The sequence below is a fragment of the Streptomyces sp. NPDC057743 genome (assembly GCF_042798755.1).
GTDB lineage: Bacteria > Actinomycetota > Actinomycetes > Streptomycetales > Streptomycetaceae > Streptomyces.
The window spans coordinates 1-19210 of record NZ_JBHVJX010000018.1 but is presented as its reverse complement, the minus strand read 5'-3'; the positions used below and the strand labels follow the sequence as shown (position 1 = coordinate 19210).

13 protein-coding genes are annotated in these 19210 nt (G+C 72.3%); 7 read left to right on the top strand and 6 right to left on the bottom strand.

Annotated features, from left to right (window positions below):
- Positions 1-17: 17 nt before the first annotated feature.
- A complete protein-coding gene (locus tag ACFVFQ_RS21475) occupies positions 18-848 on the bottom strand; it encodes a septum formation family protein (protein ID WP_383418370.1) in 831 nt (276 codons plus the stop codon).
- 597 nt (positions 849-1445) lie between these two features.
- Here ACFVFQ_RS21475 and xylB point away from each other — a divergent pair.
- From xylB to ACFVFQ_RS21450, 5 genes are all read left to right on the top strand, one after another.
- Positions 1446-2876 (top strand): xylulokinase, encoded by a 1431-nt coding sequence (xylB, locus tag ACFVFQ_RS21470; protein ID WP_383418368.1) that lies wholly within the window; start codon positions 1446-1448, stop codon positions 2874-2876.
- A gap of 204 nt (positions 2877-3080) precedes the next feature.
- Positions 3081-4493, top strand: a complete 1413-nt coding sequence (locus ACFVFQ_RS21465) for a family 2B encapsulin nanocompartment shell protein (RefSeq protein WP_383418366.1) — start codon at positions 3081-3083, stop codon at positions 4491-4493.
- Positions 4494-4637: 144 nt separating this feature from the next.
- Positions 4638-6053, top strand: a complete 1416-nt coding sequence (locus tag ACFVFQ_RS21460; protein WP_383418364.1) for a family 2B encapsulin nanocompartment shell protein — start codon at positions 4638-4640, stop codon at positions 6051-6053.
- A gap of 320 nt (positions 6054-6373) precedes the next feature.
- Positions 6374-7015 (top strand): N-acetylmuramoyl-L-alanine amidase, encoded by a 642-nt coding sequence (locus ACFVFQ_RS21455; protein ID WP_383418363.1) that lies wholly within the window; start codon positions 6374-6376, stop codon positions 7013-7015.
- Between the two features lie 243 nt (positions 7016-7258).
- The gene (locus tag ACFVFQ_RS21450; protein WP_383418361.1) at positions 7259-8503 is read left to right on the top strand and encodes a phosphodiester glycosidase family protein; all 1245 of its coding nucleotides are present in this window, start codon (positions 7259-7261) and stop codon (positions 8501-8503) included.
- Positions 8504-9160: 657 nt separating this feature from the next.
- Here ACFVFQ_RS21450 and ACFVFQ_RS21445 read toward each other — a convergent pair.
- Positions 9161-9355, bottom strand: coding sequence for a hypothetical protein (locus ACFVFQ_RS21445; protein ID WP_383418683.1), 195 nt, complete (start codon positions 9353-9355; stop codon positions 9161-9163).
- Positions 9356-9695: 340 nt separating this feature from the next.
- On the opposite strand from ACFVFQ_RS21445, the gene ACFVFQ_RS21440 reads away from it, so the two are divergent.
- Complete coding sequence (locus tag ACFVFQ_RS21440) at positions 9696-10517, top strand: Ig-like domain-containing protein (protein WP_383418359.1); 822 nt, start codon at positions 9696-9698, stop codon at positions 10515-10517.
- 154 nt (positions 10518-10671) lie between these two features.
- Positions 10672-13986, top strand: a complete 3315-nt coding sequence (lysX, locus tag ACFVFQ_RS21435; protein ID WP_383418357.1) for a bifunctional lysylphosphatidylglycerol synthetase/lysine--tRNA ligase LysX — start codon at positions 10672-10674, stop codon at positions 13984-13986.
- A gap of 149 nt (positions 13987-14135) precedes the next feature.
- Here lysX and ACFVFQ_RS21430 read toward each other — a convergent pair whose 3' ends face one another.
- From ACFVFQ_RS21430 to ACFVFQ_RS21415, 4 genes are all read right to left on the bottom strand, one after another.
- On the bottom strand, positions 14136-15161 hold the full coding sequence (locus ACFVFQ_RS21430; RefSeq protein ID WP_383418354.1) for a 2-hydroxyacid dehydrogenase: 1026 nt from the start codon (positions 15159-15161) through the stop codon (positions 14136-14138).
- A 68-nt stretch (positions 15162-15229) separates the two neighbouring features.
- Entirely contained in the window at positions 15230-15856 is a 627-nt protein-coding gene (locus ACFVFQ_RS21425) for a histidine phosphatase family protein (protein ID WP_383418352.1), read from the bottom strand.
- Positions 15853-17370: an FGGY-family carbohydrate kinase gene (locus ACFVFQ_RS21420; RefSeq protein WP_383418348.1), complete on the bottom strand. Its 1518-nt coding sequence runs from the start codon at positions 17368-17370 to the stop codon at positions 15853-15855. Before ACFVFQ_RS21420 ends, ACFVFQ_RS21425 begins: the two co-directional genes overlap by 4 nt.
- Positions 17363-18922: an FGGY family carbohydrate kinase gene (locus ACFVFQ_RS21415; RefSeq protein WP_383418346.1), complete on the bottom strand. Its 1560-nt coding sequence runs from the start codon at positions 18920-18922 to the stop codon at positions 17363-17365. Before ACFVFQ_RS21415 ends, ACFVFQ_RS21420 begins: the two co-directional genes overlap by 8 nt.
- Positions 18923-19210 lie beyond the last annotated feature (288 nt).

Genomic DNA, 19210 nt, shown 5'->3' with positions numbered 1-19210 from the left:
CGCTCCCGGTTGCCGGCTCAACGCAACGGCGCCGTCAGCTTCTTGCTGCCGCTGCGGTTGCCGGTCAGGCTGCACACCACGGACCTGATGCCCACCTTGTAGCCCTCGGCGTTGGGGAACTGCACATAGGTGCCCTCGGCCGTCCCCTTGGGCTGCTTGGACGCCCGTTCGTGGAGTTCGACCGAACACAGCGCGGCCGCCTTGTCCTTGATCTCGCTCTCGGAGGCCAGACCGCGCGGCAGGGTGTAGACGAAGACCACCTCGGCGTCGTGCGGGGCGTGGCAGGAGGCCGGCTCGTTGTTGCCACCGTTGCCGCCCGGCGGGATGTCGTAACAGTCGCCGGCCTTCAGCCGGTAGAAGGGGGCGATACGCCCCGTGGGTGCGGCCGTGGGGCTCTCCGGGGCGCTCGGGGTCGCGGAGTCGGAGGGGGTCGGGGCGGCCTCCGACGGGGTGGCGCTCGCGCCGGTGCCGGGGCCCGGGCCGGCCTGCTTGCCGTTGTCGCCGCCGCTGTTGGCCCAGAGGAAGCCGCCGACGACGAGTGCCAGGACGAGCACGCCGGCGCCGATGATCAGCGCGACGGCGGTGCCGTTTCCGCCCCCCGAAGGCGGTGTGGGCGGCTGCTGCCAGCCCCCGTTGCCCCCGCCCGGACCACCCCCGGCGGGACCGTAGCCACCGGGCGCGCCATACGGGCCGGCGGGTGGCTGCCCGGTCTGCGGCGTCGGCCCGTAACCCCCGGGACCGAAACCACCCGGGCCGTACGCGCCGCCCGTTGGCGGACCGAAACCGCCCCCTCCGCCCTGGGGCGGCTGCGGCGGCTGGTTGGACTGCGGGGGCGGAGGAAAGCTCATGCGGAATTGATCGCTTCTTCGGTGTGGCGTCAGGGACCCGGCGACCGCTCCGGACCGTTCCGACGCGAAATGTCCGCGCTGCGGCCGCCGTTGACGACCAGCGGACCGGTACGGACGGCTCCCGGCCCCGATCGCCCGGGCCGACCCTAACGCGCCTGACGTGCGCACCTCACCGCCCGGAGGGTGCACCGCCGTCCCCGACCTCGCCCTGGAGGACCTGCGCCGCCCCGGGCCCGTACGGCGAACTGGCCCGCCCCCTCACCGACCAGCACGACCCCCTCGACACCGCGCTGAGCAACGAGGTCGCCCCACCCTCCACGGCCTTCGTCACCCACCACCAAGCCGCCGAGCGACAGTTGGCGATGCGACGGCCCAAGTCGCGAGAGCGACGAGGACGCACGGCACACCACGGAAATCCGCTCCCCCGGGAGCGGTTCGGCACCCGGTCCACGCCCTTCGACGGGCCCGGCGCGTGTCGTCCACAGGCGCCGCGGGAGCCGTCGCGCGCGCATTACTATGCGGCAGCGCACGGGGTCCGAAGCGGCCGGGGCCCCGCCGTCAGGGCCTGGGCCACCGGCCGCCGAGGGAGAGTGCTCGATGGGCGCAGAGTCGGTCGGACCGCTGGTCGTCGGGGTGGACAGCTCCACGCAGTCCACCAAGGCGCTGGTGGTGGACGCGTCCACCGGCGAGGTGCTGTCCCGGGGGCAGGCGCCGCACACGGTCGACGGCACGGCGGGCAAGGAGAGCGATCCCCGGCAGTGGTGGCGGGCGTTGGGCGAGGCGCTGGCGCAGTGCGGGCCCGCCGCGCGCCAGGCGTCCGCGGTCTCGATCGCCGGGCAGCAGCACGGCCTGGTGACGCTGGACGCAGCCGGCGAGCCGGTCCGCCCGGCGCTGCTGTGGAACGACGTCCGACCGGCCCGGGAGAGCGAGCAGTTGATCGCCGAGGGCGGCGGGCCGGCGGCCTGGGCGGAGCGGATCGGGAGCGTGCCGGGCCCGGCGTTCACCGTCGCCAAGTGGGCCTGGCTGCGCGCCCACGAGCCGGCGGCGGCCGCCGCCACCGCCGCCGTCCGACTGCCGCACGACTACCTCGTCCAGCGGCTGACCGGCCAGCCGGTCACCGACCGCGGCGACGCCTCCGGCACCGGCTGGTGGTCGTCCGCCACCGGCGCCTACGACCCGGAGGTCCTGGAGCGGGTCGGGCTGACCCCCGCCATGCTCCCGCGGGTCGCGCTCCCCGGAGAGGCGGCCGGCACCGTGCGGACCGACGAACTACCGCTTCCCCACGGAGCGTTGGTGGCCTCCGGCACGGGCGACAACATGGCGGCGGCGCTCGGCCTGGGCCTGCGCCCCGGGCAGCCGGTGCTGAGCCTGGGCACCTCCGGCACGGTCTACGCGGTCAGCACCCGCCGGCCCGCCGACCCCACCGGCACCGTCGCGGGCTTCGCCGACGCCCGCGGCGACTGGCTCCCCCTGGCCTGCACGCTCAACTGCACGCTCGCCGTGGACCGGGTGGCGGCGCTGCTCGGCCTCGGCCGGGAGGCCGTCGAGCCGGGCGGCGACGCCGTGTTGCTGCCCTTCCTGGACGGCGAGCGGACCCCGAACCTGCCGCACGCCTCGGGCCTGCTGCACGGCCTGCGCCACGACACCACCGCCGGCCAGTTGCTCCAAGCCGCCTATGACGGCGCGGTGTTCGCGCTGCTGCGGGCGCTGGACGAGCTCCCGGGAGCGGACGCCGCGCCGGGCGCGCCGCTGCTGCTGATCGGCGGCGGGGCCCGGGGTGACGCCTGGCGGGAGACCGTGCGTCGGCTGTCCGGCCGGCCGGTGGTGGTGCCCGACGCCGACGAACTCGCCGCGCTGGGGGCGGCGGCGCAGGCGGCCGGGCTGTTGCTGGAGGAGGATCCGGCGGCGGTGGCGCGCCGTTGGGGCACGGCGCGCGGCGCGGAATACCCGGCCCTGGAGCGGGACACCGCCACCTGGGGGCGGTTGACCGCCACGCTGAGCAACGGGGCGGCGCTATGGGGTAGTTGACCTCCCGGGCAATCGCCCCGGCACACCGTTCCCGCAACGAAAAAACGCTAAACCCTTTCCAGGGAAAGCGATTTCCATGCCACCCATTCGAGCGATTGTGCCGATAAAAACAGCACCACTATCTTCGAGGCGGCGGCGAGCTGCCGGCGGACATTTCCGACTTTCCCCGGTGTACGGTGCCGCAGCCTCCACGAGATAGGTGACATGGTGACGATTGCCGGCGAAGCGTTGTCCGGAAGCGCCGAAGAGAGCCAGATTTCCAGCCTGACCACCGCGGCCGCGCGGAATCTGGCGACGACCACCAAGACCGCGCCGCAGATGCAGGGCATCACGTCCCGCTGGCTGCTGCGGCTGCTGCCCTGGGTGCAGGTCTCCGGCGGCACGTACCGCGTCAACCGGCGGCTGGCGTACACCGTCGGCGACGGGCGGATCGACTTCGACATCAACGGCACCTCGGTCTCGATCATCCCCGACGAGCTGCGCGAACTCCCCGTGCTCCAGAACTTCACCGACACCCAGGTGCTGGCCGCACTTGGCGAAAGGTTCACTCAACACGAGTACGCGCCGGGCGAGTTGATCGCCCAGGCCGGCACCCCGCACGACCGCCTGGTCCTGATCGCGCACGGCCGCGTCGACCGGATCGGCATCGGCAAGTACGGCGACGAGGCCGTCCTCGAAGCGCTGGCCGGCGGCGACCACCTCGGCGACGCCCCGCTCAACACCGCCGACGGCCCATGGGAGTTCAGCTACCGGGCGGTGACCCGGGTGACGGTGATGGCCCTGGCGCGGCAGGACGCCCAGGAGGTCATCGGCCGCTCCCCGGCCCTGCGCGACCACATCGCGAGCGACCCGCGCGGCGACGCCCGACCGGCCAACGCCAGCGGCGAGTCCGAGGTCGCGCTCGCCTCCGGCCACCACGGCGAGCCCGCCCTGCCCAGCACCTTCGTCGACTACGAGCCGGCCCCGCGGGAGTACGAACTCAGCGTCGCGCAGACCGTCCTGCGCACCCACACCCGCGTCGGCGACCTCTACAGCGACCCGATGAACCAGGTCGAGGAGCAGCTCAAGCTCACCGTGCAGGCGCTGCGCGAGCGCCAGGAGCACGAGATGATCAACAACCCCGACTTCGGGCTGCTCCACAACACCGACCTCAAGCAGCGCATCCACCCCCGCAGCGGCCCGCCCACCCCCGACGACCTGGACGAACTGCTCGCGACGGTATGGAAGGACCCCAGCTTCCTGCTGGCCCACCCCAAGGTGATCGCCGCGATCGGCCGGGAGTGCAGCGCCCGCGGCCTCTTCCCGGACGCGGTCGACTTCATGGGCCACTCGGTGCCGTCCTGGCGCGGCGTGCCGATCTTCCCCTGCAACAAGATCCCGGTAACGAAGGAGGGCACCAGCTCGGTACTGGTGCTGCGCACCGGCGAGGAGAAGCAGGGTGTCGTGGGGCTGCACCGCAGCGGAATTCCCGATGAATACGAACCGAGCCTTTCGGTGCGTTTCATGGGCGTAGACGACAAGGCCATCGCCAACTACCTCGTCAGCGCCTACTATTCGGCGGCCATTCTCGTACCCGACGCGGTGGGACTCCTCCAGGACGTGGAAATCGGGCACTGAGCGGACGAACGGGATAAACAACTGCCGCCCAAAACGGACCGGCAGCACACCCTCCGCGCCCAACTCCCCCTCTCTTTTTCGCGCTTGCCCGGAATTTTCCGCAGCGACGTCTCACGCACCGAACAGAACAGGTGACTTCCCGTCATGACCACATCCGTGGACCCCACGTCCGGCCCGCAGACCGACGGCACCGAGCAGCTCCGGTCCAGCCTGGACCCCACGGCCGCCCGCAACTTGGCGACCACCACCAAGACCCCGCCGCAGATGCAGGGCATCTCCTCGCGCTGGCTGCTGCGCATCCTGCCCTGGGTACAGGTCTCCGGCGGCACCTACCGCGTCAACCGCCGACTGACCCACACCCTCGGCGACGGCGAGGTGGAGTTCATCACCGAGGGCCCCGAAGTCCGGGTGATTCCGCAGGAGTTGCGGGAGCTCGCCCCGCTGCGCGGCCTCACCGACGACGCCACCCTCCAGGAGCTCGCCGGGCGGTTCGTCCAGCGCGACATCGTCCCCGGCGACGTACTCGCCGAGCGGGGCACGACGACCGACCAGATCGTCCTCATCGCGCACGGCAAGTTCGAGCGCATCGGCACCGGCAAGTACGGCGACGAGCGAGTGCTCGGCGTCCTCGCCGGTGGCGGGGCGGCCGGCGAGGCGGCACTGCTCGCGCCGGACGCGGAATGGGAGTTCACCCTGCGCGCCGCCACCCGCGGCACCGTCCTCACCCTCTCCCGCGGCGACTACGAGGAGGTGCTCGGCCGTTCCGCGGCGCTCCGCGAGCACATCGAGAGCGTCCGCACGGCCCTGGTTCCGGCGCAGAACAAGCACGGCGAGGCCGCCATCGAACTGGCCGCCGGCCACAACGGCGAGCCGGAACTCCCGGGCACGTTCGTGGACTACGAGCGGGCGCCGCGGGAGTACTCGCTCAGCGTCGCGCAGACCGTGCTGAAGATCCACTCCCGGGTCGCCGACCTCTACAACGACCCGATGAACCAGCTCGACCAGCAGTTGCGGCTCACGGTGGAGGCGCTGCGCGAGCGCCAGGAGCACGAGCTGGTCAACAACCGCGAGTTCGGCCTGCTGCACAACGCCGACCTCAAGCAGCGCATCCACACCCACAGCGGCCCGCCCACCCCCGACGACCTGGACGAGCTGATCTCCCGGCGCCGCAAGACGCAGTTCCTGCTGGCGCACCCGCGGACCATCGCCGCCATCGGCCGCGAGTGGAACGCCCGCGGCATCTACCCGGCGACGGTGGACTTCGACGGCACGCCGGTGCGCGCCTGGCGCGGCATCCCGCTGCTGCCCTGCAACAAGATCCCGGTCAACCCGGACCAGACCAGCTCGATCCTCGCCATGCGCGTCGGCGAGGAGAACCAGGGCGTCGTCGGCCTCCACCAGACCGGCATCCCCGACGAGTATCGCCCGGGCCTCTCGGTCCGCTTCATGGGCATCAACGACCAGGCCATCATCAAGTACCTGGTCAGCGCCTACCATTCGGCGGCGGTACTGGTGCCGGACGCGCTGGGCATCCTGGAGGACGTCGAGATCGGCCGCTGACCACCGGGCCGGGCACCGTCCCCGAACGTCCGGACTGGAGACGCCACCACACGGGCGCCGCCGCCGTACTGACGGCCCGTAAGGGCCCAGAGGTACGGCGCGGCACCCGGGTACGCGCATGCGACCTCCCCAGGAATCACTGGGCGTTGGGCCGATCAGGGAACGTTGAGCGCTTTTGACCCGCCGTGGGCCTTCTTTGGTCAAGCCATTGACACAACGGCCATTCCCTTGGCAGGGCGCGCGCTGTTGCGCATGATGAACGCACCGGCATGTGCGTGACATGTACGCGACCACCCCCTCGGTCCTTGTCAGGAGTTCACATGGAACCCGACCAGCACTTCCCGGCCCGCCGACGCCTGCTCACCGGCGCCGCCGCACTCGCCGCGGCCGCCGCGCTCACCCCCCTCACCCCGGCCGCCGCGGCACCGCGCAAACGCCCCGCCCAACCCGCCGGTTACCCGCCCGTCCACTGGACCCCGGCCGACCCCGCCAACTACACCGCCGCCGACCGCCCGGCCCAGTACGCCATCGACACCGTCGTCATCCACGTGACCCAGGAGACCTTCCCGGACACCCTGCGGCTCTTCCAGGACCCCGCGCACAAGGCCGCCGCCCACTACGTCGTCCGCTCCTCCGACGGCTTCACCGCCCAGTGCGTCCGCGACGGGGACGTCGCCTGGCACGCCGGCAACTGGAGCTACAACACCCGCAGCATCGGTATCGAGCACGAGGGCTGGATCGACGACCCGAAGTGGTTCACCGAGTCGCTCTACACCCACTCCGCGATGCTCACCGCCGCCATCTGCGAGCGCTACGGCATCCCCAAGGACCGCGAGCACATCATCGGCCACGTCGAGGTCCCCGGCACCGACCACAAAGACCCCGGCCAGTACTGGGACTGGGCCCACTACATGGAGTTGGTCAACGGCATGACCGTCTGGGAAAACCTCCTGGGCACCTGACACCCCGTAGGGCAGTCCGCGGCGACCCCGCCAACGCCCACCCCCACCGGGCCGCCCAACGCACCCCACCCGCCGCACCGTCCACCCCAGGCGGCACCGCGCGACACAACTGCATCACCCGACTCACCCGGCTCACCCGTCACCCCGCTACACCGTTCCGCGGATGTTCGGCACACCGCCATCCGCGGGCCACGGCACGACCGCCACCACCTGGGACAGTTGACACAACGTCAGGGGGCTGATGTGAAACAGCGGTTGAGCAAGGCCCGGACGGTGGCGGCGGTCGCCGTCGCCTGGGGCGTCCTGGTCGGTGGTGCCGCCGCCGGCACGACGCGGGCGAACGCCGCGGACGGCGGCCTCACCCGATCCACCCCGATGCGGCTGGCGCCCGGGGTGACCTACACCGAATTCCGCATGCCGCTGCCGCGCGGCCTCGTCCACGGACACCTGCTGACCGTGGACCTGTCCGCCCCGGCGGTCACGGTGGACCTGCTCCACCCGGCAGCCGTCGCCGCCCGCGCCCGGGTCTCCGAACTGGCCGGGGAGCGGGACGCGGTCGGGGCGGTCAACGGCGACTTCTTCAACATCTCCGAGGTCCAGCACCCCGGGGTCGAGGTCACCGGCTCCTCGGTCGGCCCCGCGGTGTCCTCCGGGCGGGAGCTCAAGGCCGCGGTCCCCAACGGCCAACGCTTCGGCCCCGTCCTCCCGCCCGGCGCCACCACCGAGGACGTGCTCGCCGTCGGCTACGACCACCGCGCGCGCCTGGACCGGCTGGCGCTGCACGGCACCATCCGCACCCCCCACGGCTCCTGGCCACTGCGCGGCCTGAACCAGTACGCGCTCCCGGAGGGCGGCATCGGCGCGTACACCGCCCAATGGGGCCAGGTGTCCCGGGAGCGGGCGGTCTGCGGCACCGACACCAACCGCGCCGCCGGCTGCGACACCGACACCGCCGAGGTGACGATCCGCAACGGCCGCGTGACGGAGACCGCCGAACGCCCCGGCGCCGGCGTGATCGAAGCGGGCTCGGTGGTCCTGCTCGGCCGCGAGGCCGGCGCCCGTCAACTGCGCACGCTCCACGTCGGCCAACGGGTGCGCCTCACCCACCGGCTCGTCTCCCGCCTACCGGGCCGACTCCGCTGCGCCGTCGGCGGCTTCCCGGTCCTCCGCAACGGCCACCCGACGGGCGGCCTGGACACCGCCGCGGTGACCATGCGCACCTCCGCCGGCACCGCCCACCACGGCCGCACCCTGCTCCTGATGGCCCTGGACGGCGAGCAGGGCCTACACCAGACCGGCCTCACCGTGCGCGAACTGGCCGACCTGATGGCCCGCCTCGGCGCCCGCGACGCGCTGGACCTCGACGGCGGAGGCTCCTCGACCTTCGTCACCCGCGACCAGCACGACGAGGAGCAGGTCCGCAACCACCCCACCGACGGCAGGGAACGCCCGGTGGCCAACGCGGTGGGCGTCTTCTCCACCGGCTGAGGCGCCGGGTCCACGCGCCCGCGGCGCCGGCTCCACCGGCCGAGGCGCCGGCCGAGGCGTGAGGCGGGCCGCGGGGTGAGACGGGCCGCGGGCGAACCGCTCAGCGAACACCGGGCAACCGCAGTCGCGCCGAGGGCCCACCGGTGAGCGCCTATCGCCGGGACCGCCACCGGTGCGGGCCTACCGGCCCAACCTGCGGCAGTGCCCGCGCAGGGCCACCGGCTGGCGCGGCTCCGTCATCCTCGCTCGCGCGCTGGGCCACCACGTCGTGCGCGAGGGGCACTGGACCACCGCGGTCGCGTCGGAGGGCGGACGGGGCGGACAGCAGCAGACGCAGCCGGGACGGAGGGCAGACGGGGAGCAGCGGTCCCGGGGACAGAGGCAGCGGAGCGTTGGGCGGGCTCGCGGCGGCGCGGGGCGCATCGCGGACGAGATCGAGATGGGGTGGGCGTCTGGGGGCGAGGCCCACAGCTGAGGGCGAGGCCCACAGCGCTCGTCGGGGGCCGTCGCCGGGGCCTCGATGCCTGGCCGGTGCCGGGCGCCGCTTGCCTCCTCCCGCCGCTTGCCTCTTCCTTGTTTCGGCAACGATTACGGAGAGTGGGACGTTCCCGAGACTTGCTACTTAGGGTGATTATTGGGGGTGAGTCAGGGGAGCACCTAGGGGCGGACGCTGCTGACGACCTCGGCGGCGCCGGCGAGGCCGTGATGGATGTCCGGGGCGAGGCTGCTGCCCGCGAGGTAGAAGCCGAGCAGTCCGCACACGATGGCGTGCGAGATCTTCAGCTTTCCGCTGCGCAGGAAGATCACGATCAGGACCACCAACAAGAGGATGACGGAGACGGAGACGGCCACGGACACAACACCTCCTCGACCAGCGCCCGAATGGGCGGCGAGCGGTGGCCAGTTTGGCGCATTTCGGGGTATGTACGGTTCGCGGCGTGGTGCTCCGAATGGGTGATCACTGCGGGTTACGGGGAGGGGCGGTGACGCCGGGGCGCGGTGGCGGCGTGCATGGCGGAGACTGCGGGTCGGCTCAACTTCCGCGCCGGAGCGCCACGTTCGAGGGGGTTTTCGGCCACCGGTAAAGAAGTGGCATGGATCACCCCACCCCTCGCAACGTGGTGCGGCGATTAACCGTCTTAGCGGCCGACATAGCCGCCGCTCCCGTACCCCCCGACGGAAAGCCCGCCCCATGAGCCTGAGCCACGCCCGGCCGTTTAGGCCGTCCAGGTCGCTGTGTGTCGCCCTCGCGCTGATGCCGGTGCTCGGCGTCGGCACGCTCGCGGCGTGCGATGCGGCCCGGGCCTCGGCGAGCCAGGGACAGCCGGTGCGGGTGGGGCTGGGGTCGGCCGACGGGCAGCCGACGGTGCAGGCCGGCGACCGGTTGCAGGTGAGCGCGCATGGTGGGGTGCTGACCGAGGTCACGGTGACCGATCCGCGTGGGCGGCAGTTGGTCGGCGGGTTCAGTCAGGGCGGGACAGTGTGGACGTCGCGGGCCAAGGCCGCGCCGGACACCAAGTACTCCGTGCTCGCTCGGACCAAGAGTCCGCAGGGCGGGACGAGCGAGGCCAAGGAGTCGTTGACGACCGGGAAGGTGGTCAAGCGGAACCGGCTGACGTTCAGCCCGCGCCCGCACGGCGAGGTGGTCGGCGTCGACGATCCGATCACGCTGACCTTCAGCTTCCCGGTGCGCAATCGCGCGGCGGTGGAGCGGCGACTGGAGGTGACGACGGACAACGGCACCGGGGGCGGGTGGACGTGGGAGACCTCCCGCGGCGGTCGGGACCGGGCCGTCTGGCGTCCGGAGCAGGCGTGGAAGCCGGGCACCAAGGTGGTCCTGCGGGCCGAGCTGAACGGCGTGGACTCCGGTGGAGGCCGGTTCTTCACGAAGGACTATGGGCTGCGGTTCACCGTGGGTCGGAGTCCGGCCGTCCGGGCGGACCTCGATTCTGACGCGTACATCACACCCGGACTCGGACTTACGCCGGCTTTATGGCAAGGTCCAGGTGGGTGACCCCGTGGCGGTCACCCGACCCTCCTCGCGAGGGACAGACAACGTAGGGGGCGGGGCCGGCGGGTCGGCCGGTCGCAGCGGCAGTGGAACTACAGGCGGAGAGCTCGCGCCTCGTGGTGGACTGCCAACCCCTTTCAGAGCCTAATGTGACGGAATGAGCACCGTGCAGGACCAGGATCAACTCACGGGGTGGCGACGCTTCCGGCGCCGCGTCCCCAATGGCTTTGCCATCATCTTCAGCTTGCTGGGGCTCTTCTGTGCCCTGACAGCGCTGATCGGGCCCCTTCGGCGCGCTCTCCACTCAGTGATCTACTGGCTGGACACGCTCACCATCCCGGTGGCGCCGAACTTCGCCTACGCCGCGTTCCTCTTCCTCCTGGCCGCGGCGATGACCGCCCGGAAACGGGTGGCCCTGTGGTTCGTGGCCGCGTACATGGTGTTGAACGTCCTCGCCGACGCGCTGTTCCTGGCCGCCGGGTACTGGGAGTTCGGCTTCTCTCTGGTGCTGTGCGCCGGGGCGCTGGTGCTGTTGGTGGTGTCGCACCGGGAGTTCTACGCGATCACCCGGCGCGGGGCGTTCCTGCGGGCCGCGTTGGTGCTCGTCGGCGGTCTGGTGACCGCGGTGCTGATCGGCTGGGGCCTGGTGTCGCTGGCGCCCGGTTCGCTGGAGCACGGTGGCGGCAACCGCCTTCTGTGGGCGGCCAATCGCGTCTGCGGTGGGCTGGTCGGCGGCCGGATCGTCGAGGGGCACCCGCCGCACTGGATCGGCACCCTGCTCGGTCTGCTGGGCGCGCTGGCGCTGCTCAACGCCGCGGCCGCACTGTTCCGTTCGCAGCGGATGGAAGCCGCGCTGCACGGTGACGAGGAGGACCGGATCCGGGCGCTGCTGTCGAAGTACGGCAGCCAGGACTCGCTCGGCTACTTCGCGACGCGTCGCGACAAGGCCGTGGTCTTCTCCCCCAGCGGCAAGGCCGCGGTCACGTACCGGGTCGAGGCCGGTGTCTGTCTGGCCAGTGGTGACCCGGTGGGCGACCGGGAGGCGTGGGGTCCGGCCATTGATGCGTGGCTGGAGGTCGCTGGTCGGTACGGCTGGCAGCCGGCGGTCATGGGGGCGAGCGAGGACGGCGCGAAGGCGTTCGCGCGCGCCGGGCTGGGTGCGTTGCAGCTCGGTGACGAGGCGATCCTGCACGTGGCGAGCTTCGATCTGGACGGCCGGGACATGCGGGTCACCCGCCAGGCCGTCAACCGCGTCCAGCGGACCGGTGCGACGTTCCGGGTGCGGCGTCACGCGGAGTTGACCGACGCGGAGATGCAGGAGGTCATCCACCGGGCGGATGCCTGGCGGGACACCGAGACCGAGCGTGGCTTCTCGATGGCGCTGGACCGGCTCGGGGACGAGCAGGACGGCGACTGCCTGTTGGCGGAGGCGTTCGACAGCGACGGCAAGATGATCGCGCTGTTGTCGTTCGTGCCGTGGGGCAAGGACGGCATCTCGCTGGACCTGATGCGGCGCGATCGCAGTGCGCCGAACGGCGTGATGGAGTACATGGTCGCGCAGGTGTGTGCGCAGGCCGGGGCGCTGGGAGTGCGCCGGATCTCGCTGAACTTCGCGGTGTTCCGGTCCGCCTTCGAGGAGGGTTCCCGGATCGGTGCCGGGCCGGTGTTGAAGGTCTGGCGGCGGCTGCTGCTGTTCTTCTCCCGTTGGTGGCAGTTGGAGGCGTTGTACCGCTCGAACTCGAAGTACCACCCGGAGTGGTACCCGCGGTTCCTGTGCTACGCGGACGCCGGTGCGTTGGCGCGGATCGGTATGGCCTCGGGTATCGCCGAGGGCTTCGTGGCGGTGCCGAGCCTGGGCAAGTTGTGGGGCAAGGGGCACAAGAAGCGGGTGTTGGCCCCGGCGAGCACGGCGGGTCTGCCGTCGCTCGACGAGCTGGGTCTGGTGGCGGCCGAGCCGGCCACCGAAGAGGAGCGGCGCGCGCAGGAGTTGGCGGCGCTGCCGGAGCAGGTGCGGGTGCGGCACCAGAAGTTGGAGCGGCTGCGGGAGACGGGTGTGGACCCGTATCCGGTGGGCGTGCAGCGGACGCACACGCTGGGTCAGGTGCGCGAGGAGCACCGGGGGCTGGCGGCCGGGGAGCGTACCGGCAAGACCGTGACGGTGGCCGGGCGGGTGTTGCTGGTCCGGGATCACGGCGGGGTGCTGTTCGCGGAGTTGCGGGACTGGTCGGGCGATCTGCAGATCGCGCTGACGCGGGACGCCTCGGGCGAGTTGCTGGATCGCTTCGCCTCGGATGTGGACCTCGGTGACCATGTGGAGGCCGAGGGCGAGGTCGGGGCCAGTGACCGCGGCGAGTTGACGGTGTTCGTCACCGAGTGGCGGCTGACGGCGAAGTGTCTGCGTCCGCTGCCGGACAAGCGGCGGGGGCTGTCCGACCCGGAGGCGCGGGTCCGTCAGCGGTATGTGGACCTGGTGGTCTCGCCGGATGCGCGGGAGACCGTGCGGGCGCGCAGCACCGCGGTGCAGGCGCTGCGGCAGGGGCTGATCGACCGGGGTTACCTGGAGGTCGAGACGCCGATGCTCCAGCAGATCCACGGTGGTGCCAACGCCCGGCCGTTCCACACCCATATCAACGCCTATGACCTGGACCTGTATCTGCGGATCGCGCCGGAGCTGTATCTGAAGCGGCTCTGTGTGGGCGGTATGGAGAAGGTCTTCGAGATGGGGCGGACGTTCCGGAACGAGGGCATCTCGTACAAGCACAACCCCGAGTTCACGATGTTGGAGGCGTACCAGGCGTTCGCCGACTACGACGTGATGCTCAATCTGACCCGGGAGTTGATCCAGGGTGCGGCGGTCGCCGCGTTCGGGAGTGCCACGGCTCGTAAGGCGGACAAGAACGGGCGGCTGGTCGAGCACGACATCTCGGGCGTCTGGCCGGTGAAGACGGTGTACGGCGCGATCTCCGAGGCGCTCGGGGAAGAGGTGACGGCCGATACCGAGCCGGATGTGCTGCGGCGGCTGTGTCTGGGCGCTTCGGTGCCGGTGACCCCGGAGATGGGTCGGGGCGATGTGGTGTTGGAGATGTACGAGCGGTTGGTGGAGGAGAAGACGACGCTGCCGACGTTCTACAAGGACTTCCCCACGGACGTCTCGCCGTTGACGCGTCAGCACCGGGTGGATCCGCGGTTGGCGGAGCGTTGGGACCTGGTGGCGTTCGGCACCGAGTTGGGCACCGCGTACTCGGAGTTGACCGATCCGGTCGAGCAGCGGCGGCGGTTGACCGCGCAGTCGCTGTTGGCGGCCGGCGGTGACCCGGAGGCGATGGAGCTGGACGAGGACTTCCTCCAGGCGCTGGAGTACGCGATGCCGCCGACCGGTGGTCTGGGCATCGGCGTGGACCGGCTGGTGATGTTCCTGACGGGTCTGTCGATCCGGGAGACGCTGCCGTTCCCGTTGGTGCGTAAGCGCTAGCCGCGCGGGGCGCCGACGTCCGGACGGTTCGGTCCGGATGCGCGGGGCTCCGCCCCGGACACCGGTCCTCAAACGCCGGACGGGCTGAATAGCAGCGCCGGGCGGGCTGGACTTTCTTCCAGCCCGTCCGGCGTTTTCGTTTGTGTGCCCTAGGCGTTGGCCTGGTGGTGGAGGGGTTCGCCGCGGAGGTAGCGGCCGACCTCGGCGGCGGCGATGTCGGCGGCCTTGTGGGCGACTTGTTGGCTGCCGCCGGCGATGTGCGGGGTGAGGACGACGCCGGGGGCGGTGCGGAGGCGGGAGTCGGCGGGGACGGGTTCTTCGGGGAAGACGTCGAAGCCGGCGCCGGCGAGTTGGCCGGAGGCGAGGGCGTCGCAGACCGCGTCGTAGTCGAGGAGGGCGCCGCGGGCGCAGTTGACGAGGATCGAGCCGCGGGGCATCGCGGCGATCTGGGCGGGGCCGATCATGCCGGTGGTCTCGGGGGTGACCCGGGCGTGGAGGGAGACGATGCGGGAGCGGGCGAGGAGTGCGTCGAGGGTGACCTGTTCGGCGAGGCCGGCGAGGGCTTCGGGGCGGACGTAGGGGTCGTGGACGAGGACGTGGGCGCCCATGGCGTGCAGGACCTTGGCGACGCGGCTGCCGATGGCGCCGAAGCCGATCAGGCCGATGGTGGTGCCGTCGATCTCGATGCCGCAGTTGTCGTAGTCGTAAGTGTCGCCGCGCCAGATGCCGCGGCGGAGGTCGGTGTGGGTGTCGCCGACGCGGCGGGCGGCGGCCAGCAGCAGGGTGAGGGTGTGTTCGGCGGTGGCGGTGGCGTTGCGGCCGGGGGCGTTGCAGACGGCGACGCCGTGGCGGGTGGCGGCTTCGAGGTTGGCGTTGACGGGGCCGCCGCGGGTGGTGCAGAAGAGCTTGAGGTCGGGGCAGTTGGCGAGGATGCGGGCGGTGAGCGGGCCGTGTTCGGTGACGCAGATCTCGACGCCCTGGAGGGCCTCGATCATTTCGTCCTCGGTGCCGGATGCCTCGATGACCTCGGCGACGGGGCCGAACGGGGTGTGGGGCCAGCCGAATTGGAGTTCGCGTAGCGCGAGGGGGGTGTCCCCGGCCGCCTTGCGGACGGCGGCGCTGAACAGGCCGGGGCGGATGAAGTGGTTGCCGGCGGCGAGGACGGTGGTGGTCATGCGGGGCTCTTCTCCTGCGGTTGATGGGGTTGTTGGGGTGGTGGTGGGGCGTGGGGGCGTGGTGGTGGTCAGGGCAGGGCGGGGGCCGTGGTGTGAGCGGGGGCGTTGAGGCGGAGGAGGGCGGTGTGGTCGTCCTCGATGCGGATCTCGGTGAGGGCGCCGTTGTGGAGTTGGGGGAAGGTGCGGCGGTAGGCGGCGAGCGGGATGCCCAGCAGGTGGCAGAGGAGGAGCCGGAGGAGGGTGGAGTGGGCGACGATCAGGACGCGGCCGTGGGGGTGGTCGCGGGTGATGTCGGCGAGGCAGGCGGCGGCGCGTTCGGCGGCGTGGCGGGGGTGTTCGCCGCCGGGGAGGTGGTGGTCGGCGGGGTCGGTGAGGAAGGCGACCAGGTGGTGGGGGAAGCGGTCGCGCATCTCGTCGCGGGTGAGGCCCTCGCCCTGGCCGAAGTCGAGTTCGTGGAGCCGTTCGTCGACGTGCAGGGGGAGGTCGCAGGCGTCGGCGGCGGGGGTGGCGGTGAGGCGGGCGCGGGAGAGGGGGGAGCTCCAGATGGCGGTGAGGTGGGCGGTGGTGGCCCAGTGGGCGAGGGTGCGGGCCTGTTCGTGGCCGCGGTCGGTGAGCGGGACGTCGGTGCGGCCGGCGTAGCGGTTCTCGGCGTGCCAGGTGGTTTCGCCGTGGCGGACGAGGAGGAAGTCGGTCACCAGGTGGCCTTCCTGAGGGCGTGTTCGGCGACGGCGGGGGCGAGCCAGCCGCGGTGGGTGAGTTCGTCGACGAAGCGGCGGTAGGTGGGCAGGTGGCGGGTGGTGCGGTCGGGGGCGGGACGGATCTCGGGGCCGGGGCGGACCATGGCGGCGGCGGTCTGGGCGAGGGGGGCGCCGGCGGAGGTGGCGGCGAGGACGGCCATGCCGAGGGCGCCTTCGGCGTGTTCGGGGACGTGGACGGTGCGGCCGAGGACTTCGGCGCGCAGGCGGCACCAGTAGGCGTTGCGGGCGCCGCCGCCGGTGAAGGTGAGGGGGCCGTCGGTGGGGGCGCCGAGGTGGTCGAGGTAGTCGAAGCAGAGGCGTTCGAGGCAGGCGACGCCGAGGAGGTAGGCGTGGAACTCGGTGGCGCGGTTGGGGATGTCGCCGAGGAGGAAGGGTTCGGCTTCGGGGGCGTGGAAGGGGAAGCGTTCGCCGCCGGTGGAGACCAGGGGGTAGGCGACGGCGTCGGGGTCGAGGGCGGCGGCCTGGTCGGTGAGGACGTCGAGGTTCTCGCCGTGGAAGTACTGGGAGATGACGCCGGCGCCGCTGCCGGAGGCGCCGCCGGGGAGCCAGGTGTCGTCGGGGCCGCGGTGGCAGTAGACGACGCCGGCGGGGTCGCGGACGAGGTGGTCGCTGCTGCCCTTGAGTACGAGGGTGGTGCCGAGGACGGAGTTCCAGGCGCCGGGGGTGAGGGCGCCGGCGCCGATCTGGGCGGCGCAGCCGTCGGTCATGCCGGCGACGATGGTGGTGCCGGTGGGGATGCCGGTGGCGTGGGCGGCGTCGGGGCAGACGGTGCCGAGGACGGTGCCGGGGCGGACGACGTCGGGTAGCAGGTCGGCGGGGATGCCGAGGGGGTCGGTGACGTCGTGGGGCCAGCGTTCGGCGATGAGGTGGTAGCCGGTCTTGAGGGCGTGGCTGGCGTCGCTGGGGAGTTGACGGCCAGCCAGTTTCCAGGTGACGAGGTCGACTTGGTGCAGGAGGCGGGTGCCGGTGCGCAGGGTGGGGTCGTGTTCCAGGAGCCAGCGGAGCTTGGGCAGGGCCCAGGAGGGCGGCATGGTGCGGTAGCCGAGTTCCTGCCAGACGGCGGCGCCGGTGGTGTTGACGGCGTCGGTCTGGTCGGTGGCGCGGCCGTCGTCGTACATCAGGCCGGGGGTGAGGGGGGTGCCGTGGGGGTCGGTGAGGAGGAGGGTGCCGGAGGTGCCGTCGATCGCCAGGCCCCGGATGCGGCGGGTGTCGAGGCCGGTGAGGGCCTCGCGGCAGGCGTCGGCGAGGGCGGTCCACCACTGTTCGGGGTCCTGTTCGTGGCGGTTGCCGGTGCGCTTGCTGGTGAGCGGGCGGGCGGCGGAGGCCAGGAGGGTTCCGGTGCCGTCGACGGCGAGGCAGCGGGCGCTCTGGGTGCCGAGGTCGAGGCCGAGCCAGAGGTCGTCGGGGGCGGGGCCTGGGCCGGTGGGGCCGGGGGCGTGCGGGTCAGACACGGATGCCTCCTGGGGTGGGGGTCTCGGCGGGGTGGTGGGGGCGGTCGGAGTGGTGGGCGGCGGGGCGCGGGCGGCGGGTGGCGGCGCCCTGCCAGCCGGCGGTGCGGGCCAGGCCGCGCCAGGCGAGGAAGTCGTCGTGCAGGGCGGCGTAGAAGGCGGCGCGGTCGGGGTCGGGTTGCCAGGTGCGCTGTATGCGGACGTAGGTGTCGGCGGCGCGGTGCATGCTGCTGGTGGCGCCGGTGCGGACCAGGCCGGTGAGGAAGGCCCCCTTGGCGCCGATCTCGGTGTCGCCGGAGCGGGCGGTGGGCACGCCGGTGGCGTCGGCGATGAGGGCGCACCAGGCGTCGCTGTTGGCGCCGCCGCCGCACAGTCGTAGTTCGGTGACGTCGGTGCGGGCGGCGGTCAGGCAGTCGCGCAGGACGAGGGAGAGTCCGTCGAAGACGGCGCGGGCGAGGTCGGCGGGGGTGTGTTCGAGGGTCAGGCCCCAGAAGGAGCCGCGGGCGCCGGGGTCGAGGAAGGGGGCGCGTTCGCCGGCGGGTGAGAGGTAGGGCAGGAACATCAGGCCGTGGGCGCCGGGTTCGGACTCGAAGGCGAGCCGGGCGAGTTCGGGCGGGCCGGGGAGGTGGAGGAGGCGGGCGGCCCAGCCGAGGACCTCGGCGCCGTTGAGGGTGGGGAAGGCGCGCAGGACGCGTTCGCGGCCGCGGTAGGCGATGTGGACGCCGGAGGGTTCGCCGGTGGTGTCGATGCCGGTGCGGACGATTTCGGTGCACAGGGTGGTGCCGAGGATGCTGCATGCCTGGCCGGGGTTGACGACGCCGACGCCGCGGGCGGTGGCGGCGATGTCGTAGGGGGCCATGACGACGGGGAGGCCGGCGGGCAGGCCGAGTTGGGCGGCGGCGTCGGTGGTGAGTTCGGCGATGCGCTGGTCCTCGGCGAGGACGGTGGGCAGCAGTCGGGCGTGTGCGGTGAGGCCGAAGAGGTCCAGGATGGCGGGGTCGTACTGGCCGGTGGTGTGGTCGAGGAAGGGCGCGGAGGCGTCGGATTCGTCGGTGGCGCGGGTGCCGGTGAGGCGGAGGAAGAGCCAGCCGGCGGCGGTGAGGGAGGTGGCGGAGCGGGCGAGCCGGTCGGGGTCGTGGGCGGCGAGCCAGGCGAAGAGGGCGTTGGGCATGCCGGCGCAGGTGAGCGAGCCGTTGCGGCGGAAGGCGGCTTCGAGGAGGCCGTCGCGCTGCCAGGTGGTGAGCAGTTCGCCGGCGCGGCCGTCGGACCAGAGGATGGCGGGGCCGGTGGGGCGGCCGTGGTCGTCGACCAGCCAGGCGCCGTCGCCCTGGGCGGTGAACGAGACCAGCCAGACGGGGTCGTTGAGGTCGGTGAGGACCTCGTGGACGGTGCGGAGGACGGCCTGCCAGACGGCGTCCATGTCCTGTTCGGCCCAGCCGGGGTGGGGGCGGGTGACGTGGGTGGCGACGCGGGAGACGGCGATCTCGTTGCCCTGGTCGTCGAAGACGACGGACTTGATGACGGTGGTGCCGGCGTCGATGGTGAGTACGGACATCATTTGCCTCCCACGTTGTTGGCTTTCCCGCCGTGCGGGGTGCTGTTGTTTGCGCCTGGCGGCGCGGGCTTGTTGTCCGCTGCGCGGGGCTTTTGGGTGCGGTGACGGTCCTGCGGGGTGGGGGTGCCAGACTGCTTCGCTTTACGTCTGGCACCCCCACCCCTCCGGCCCGTCCCCTCCCGTGGGGGGTGGGTGAAAACGGTGATTGCCACGTCCGCCCGGTGGGCCAACTCGGGCAGTTGCGCCGAGTGGTGACGGTCACGGATGAGTGTGCCCGTCAGGGGGGCG

Coding starts and splice junctions, on each gene's coding strand:
- xylB (WP_383418368.1), top strand. CDS start 1,446: ATGGGCGCAGAGTCGGTCGGACCGCTGGTCGTCGGGGTGGACAGCTCC.
- ACFVFQ_RS21460 (WP_383418364.1), top strand. CDS start 4,638: ATGACCACATCCGTGGACCCCACGTCCGGCCCGCAGACCGACGGCACC.
- ACFVFQ_RS21455 (WP_383418363.1), top strand. CDS start 6,374: ATGGAACCCGACCAGCACTTCCCGGCCCGCCGACGCCTGCTCACCGGC.
- ACFVFQ_RS21465 (WP_383418366.1), top strand. CDS start 3,081: ATGGTGACGATTGCCGGCGAAGCGTTGTCCGGAAGCGCCGAAGAGAGC.
- ACFVFQ_RS21415 (WP_383418346.1), bottom strand. CDS start 18,922: ATGTCCGTACTCACCATCGACGCCGGCACCACCGTCATCAAGTCCGTC.
- ACFVFQ_RS21475 (WP_383418370.1), bottom strand. CDS start 848: ATGAGCTTTCCTCCGCCCCCGCAGTCCAACCAGCCGCCGCAGCCGCCC.
- ACFVFQ_RS21430 (WP_383418354.1), bottom strand. CDS start 15,161: ATGACCACCACCGTCCTCGCCGCCGGCAACCACTTCATCCGCCCCGGC.
- ACFVFQ_RS21440 (WP_383418359.1), top strand. CDS start 9,696: ATGAGCCTGAGCCACGCCCGGCCGTTTAGGCCGTCCAGGTCGCTGTGT.
- lysX (WP_383418357.1), top strand. CDS start 10,672: ATGAGCACCGTGCAGGACCAGGATCAACTCACGGGGTGGCGACGCTTC.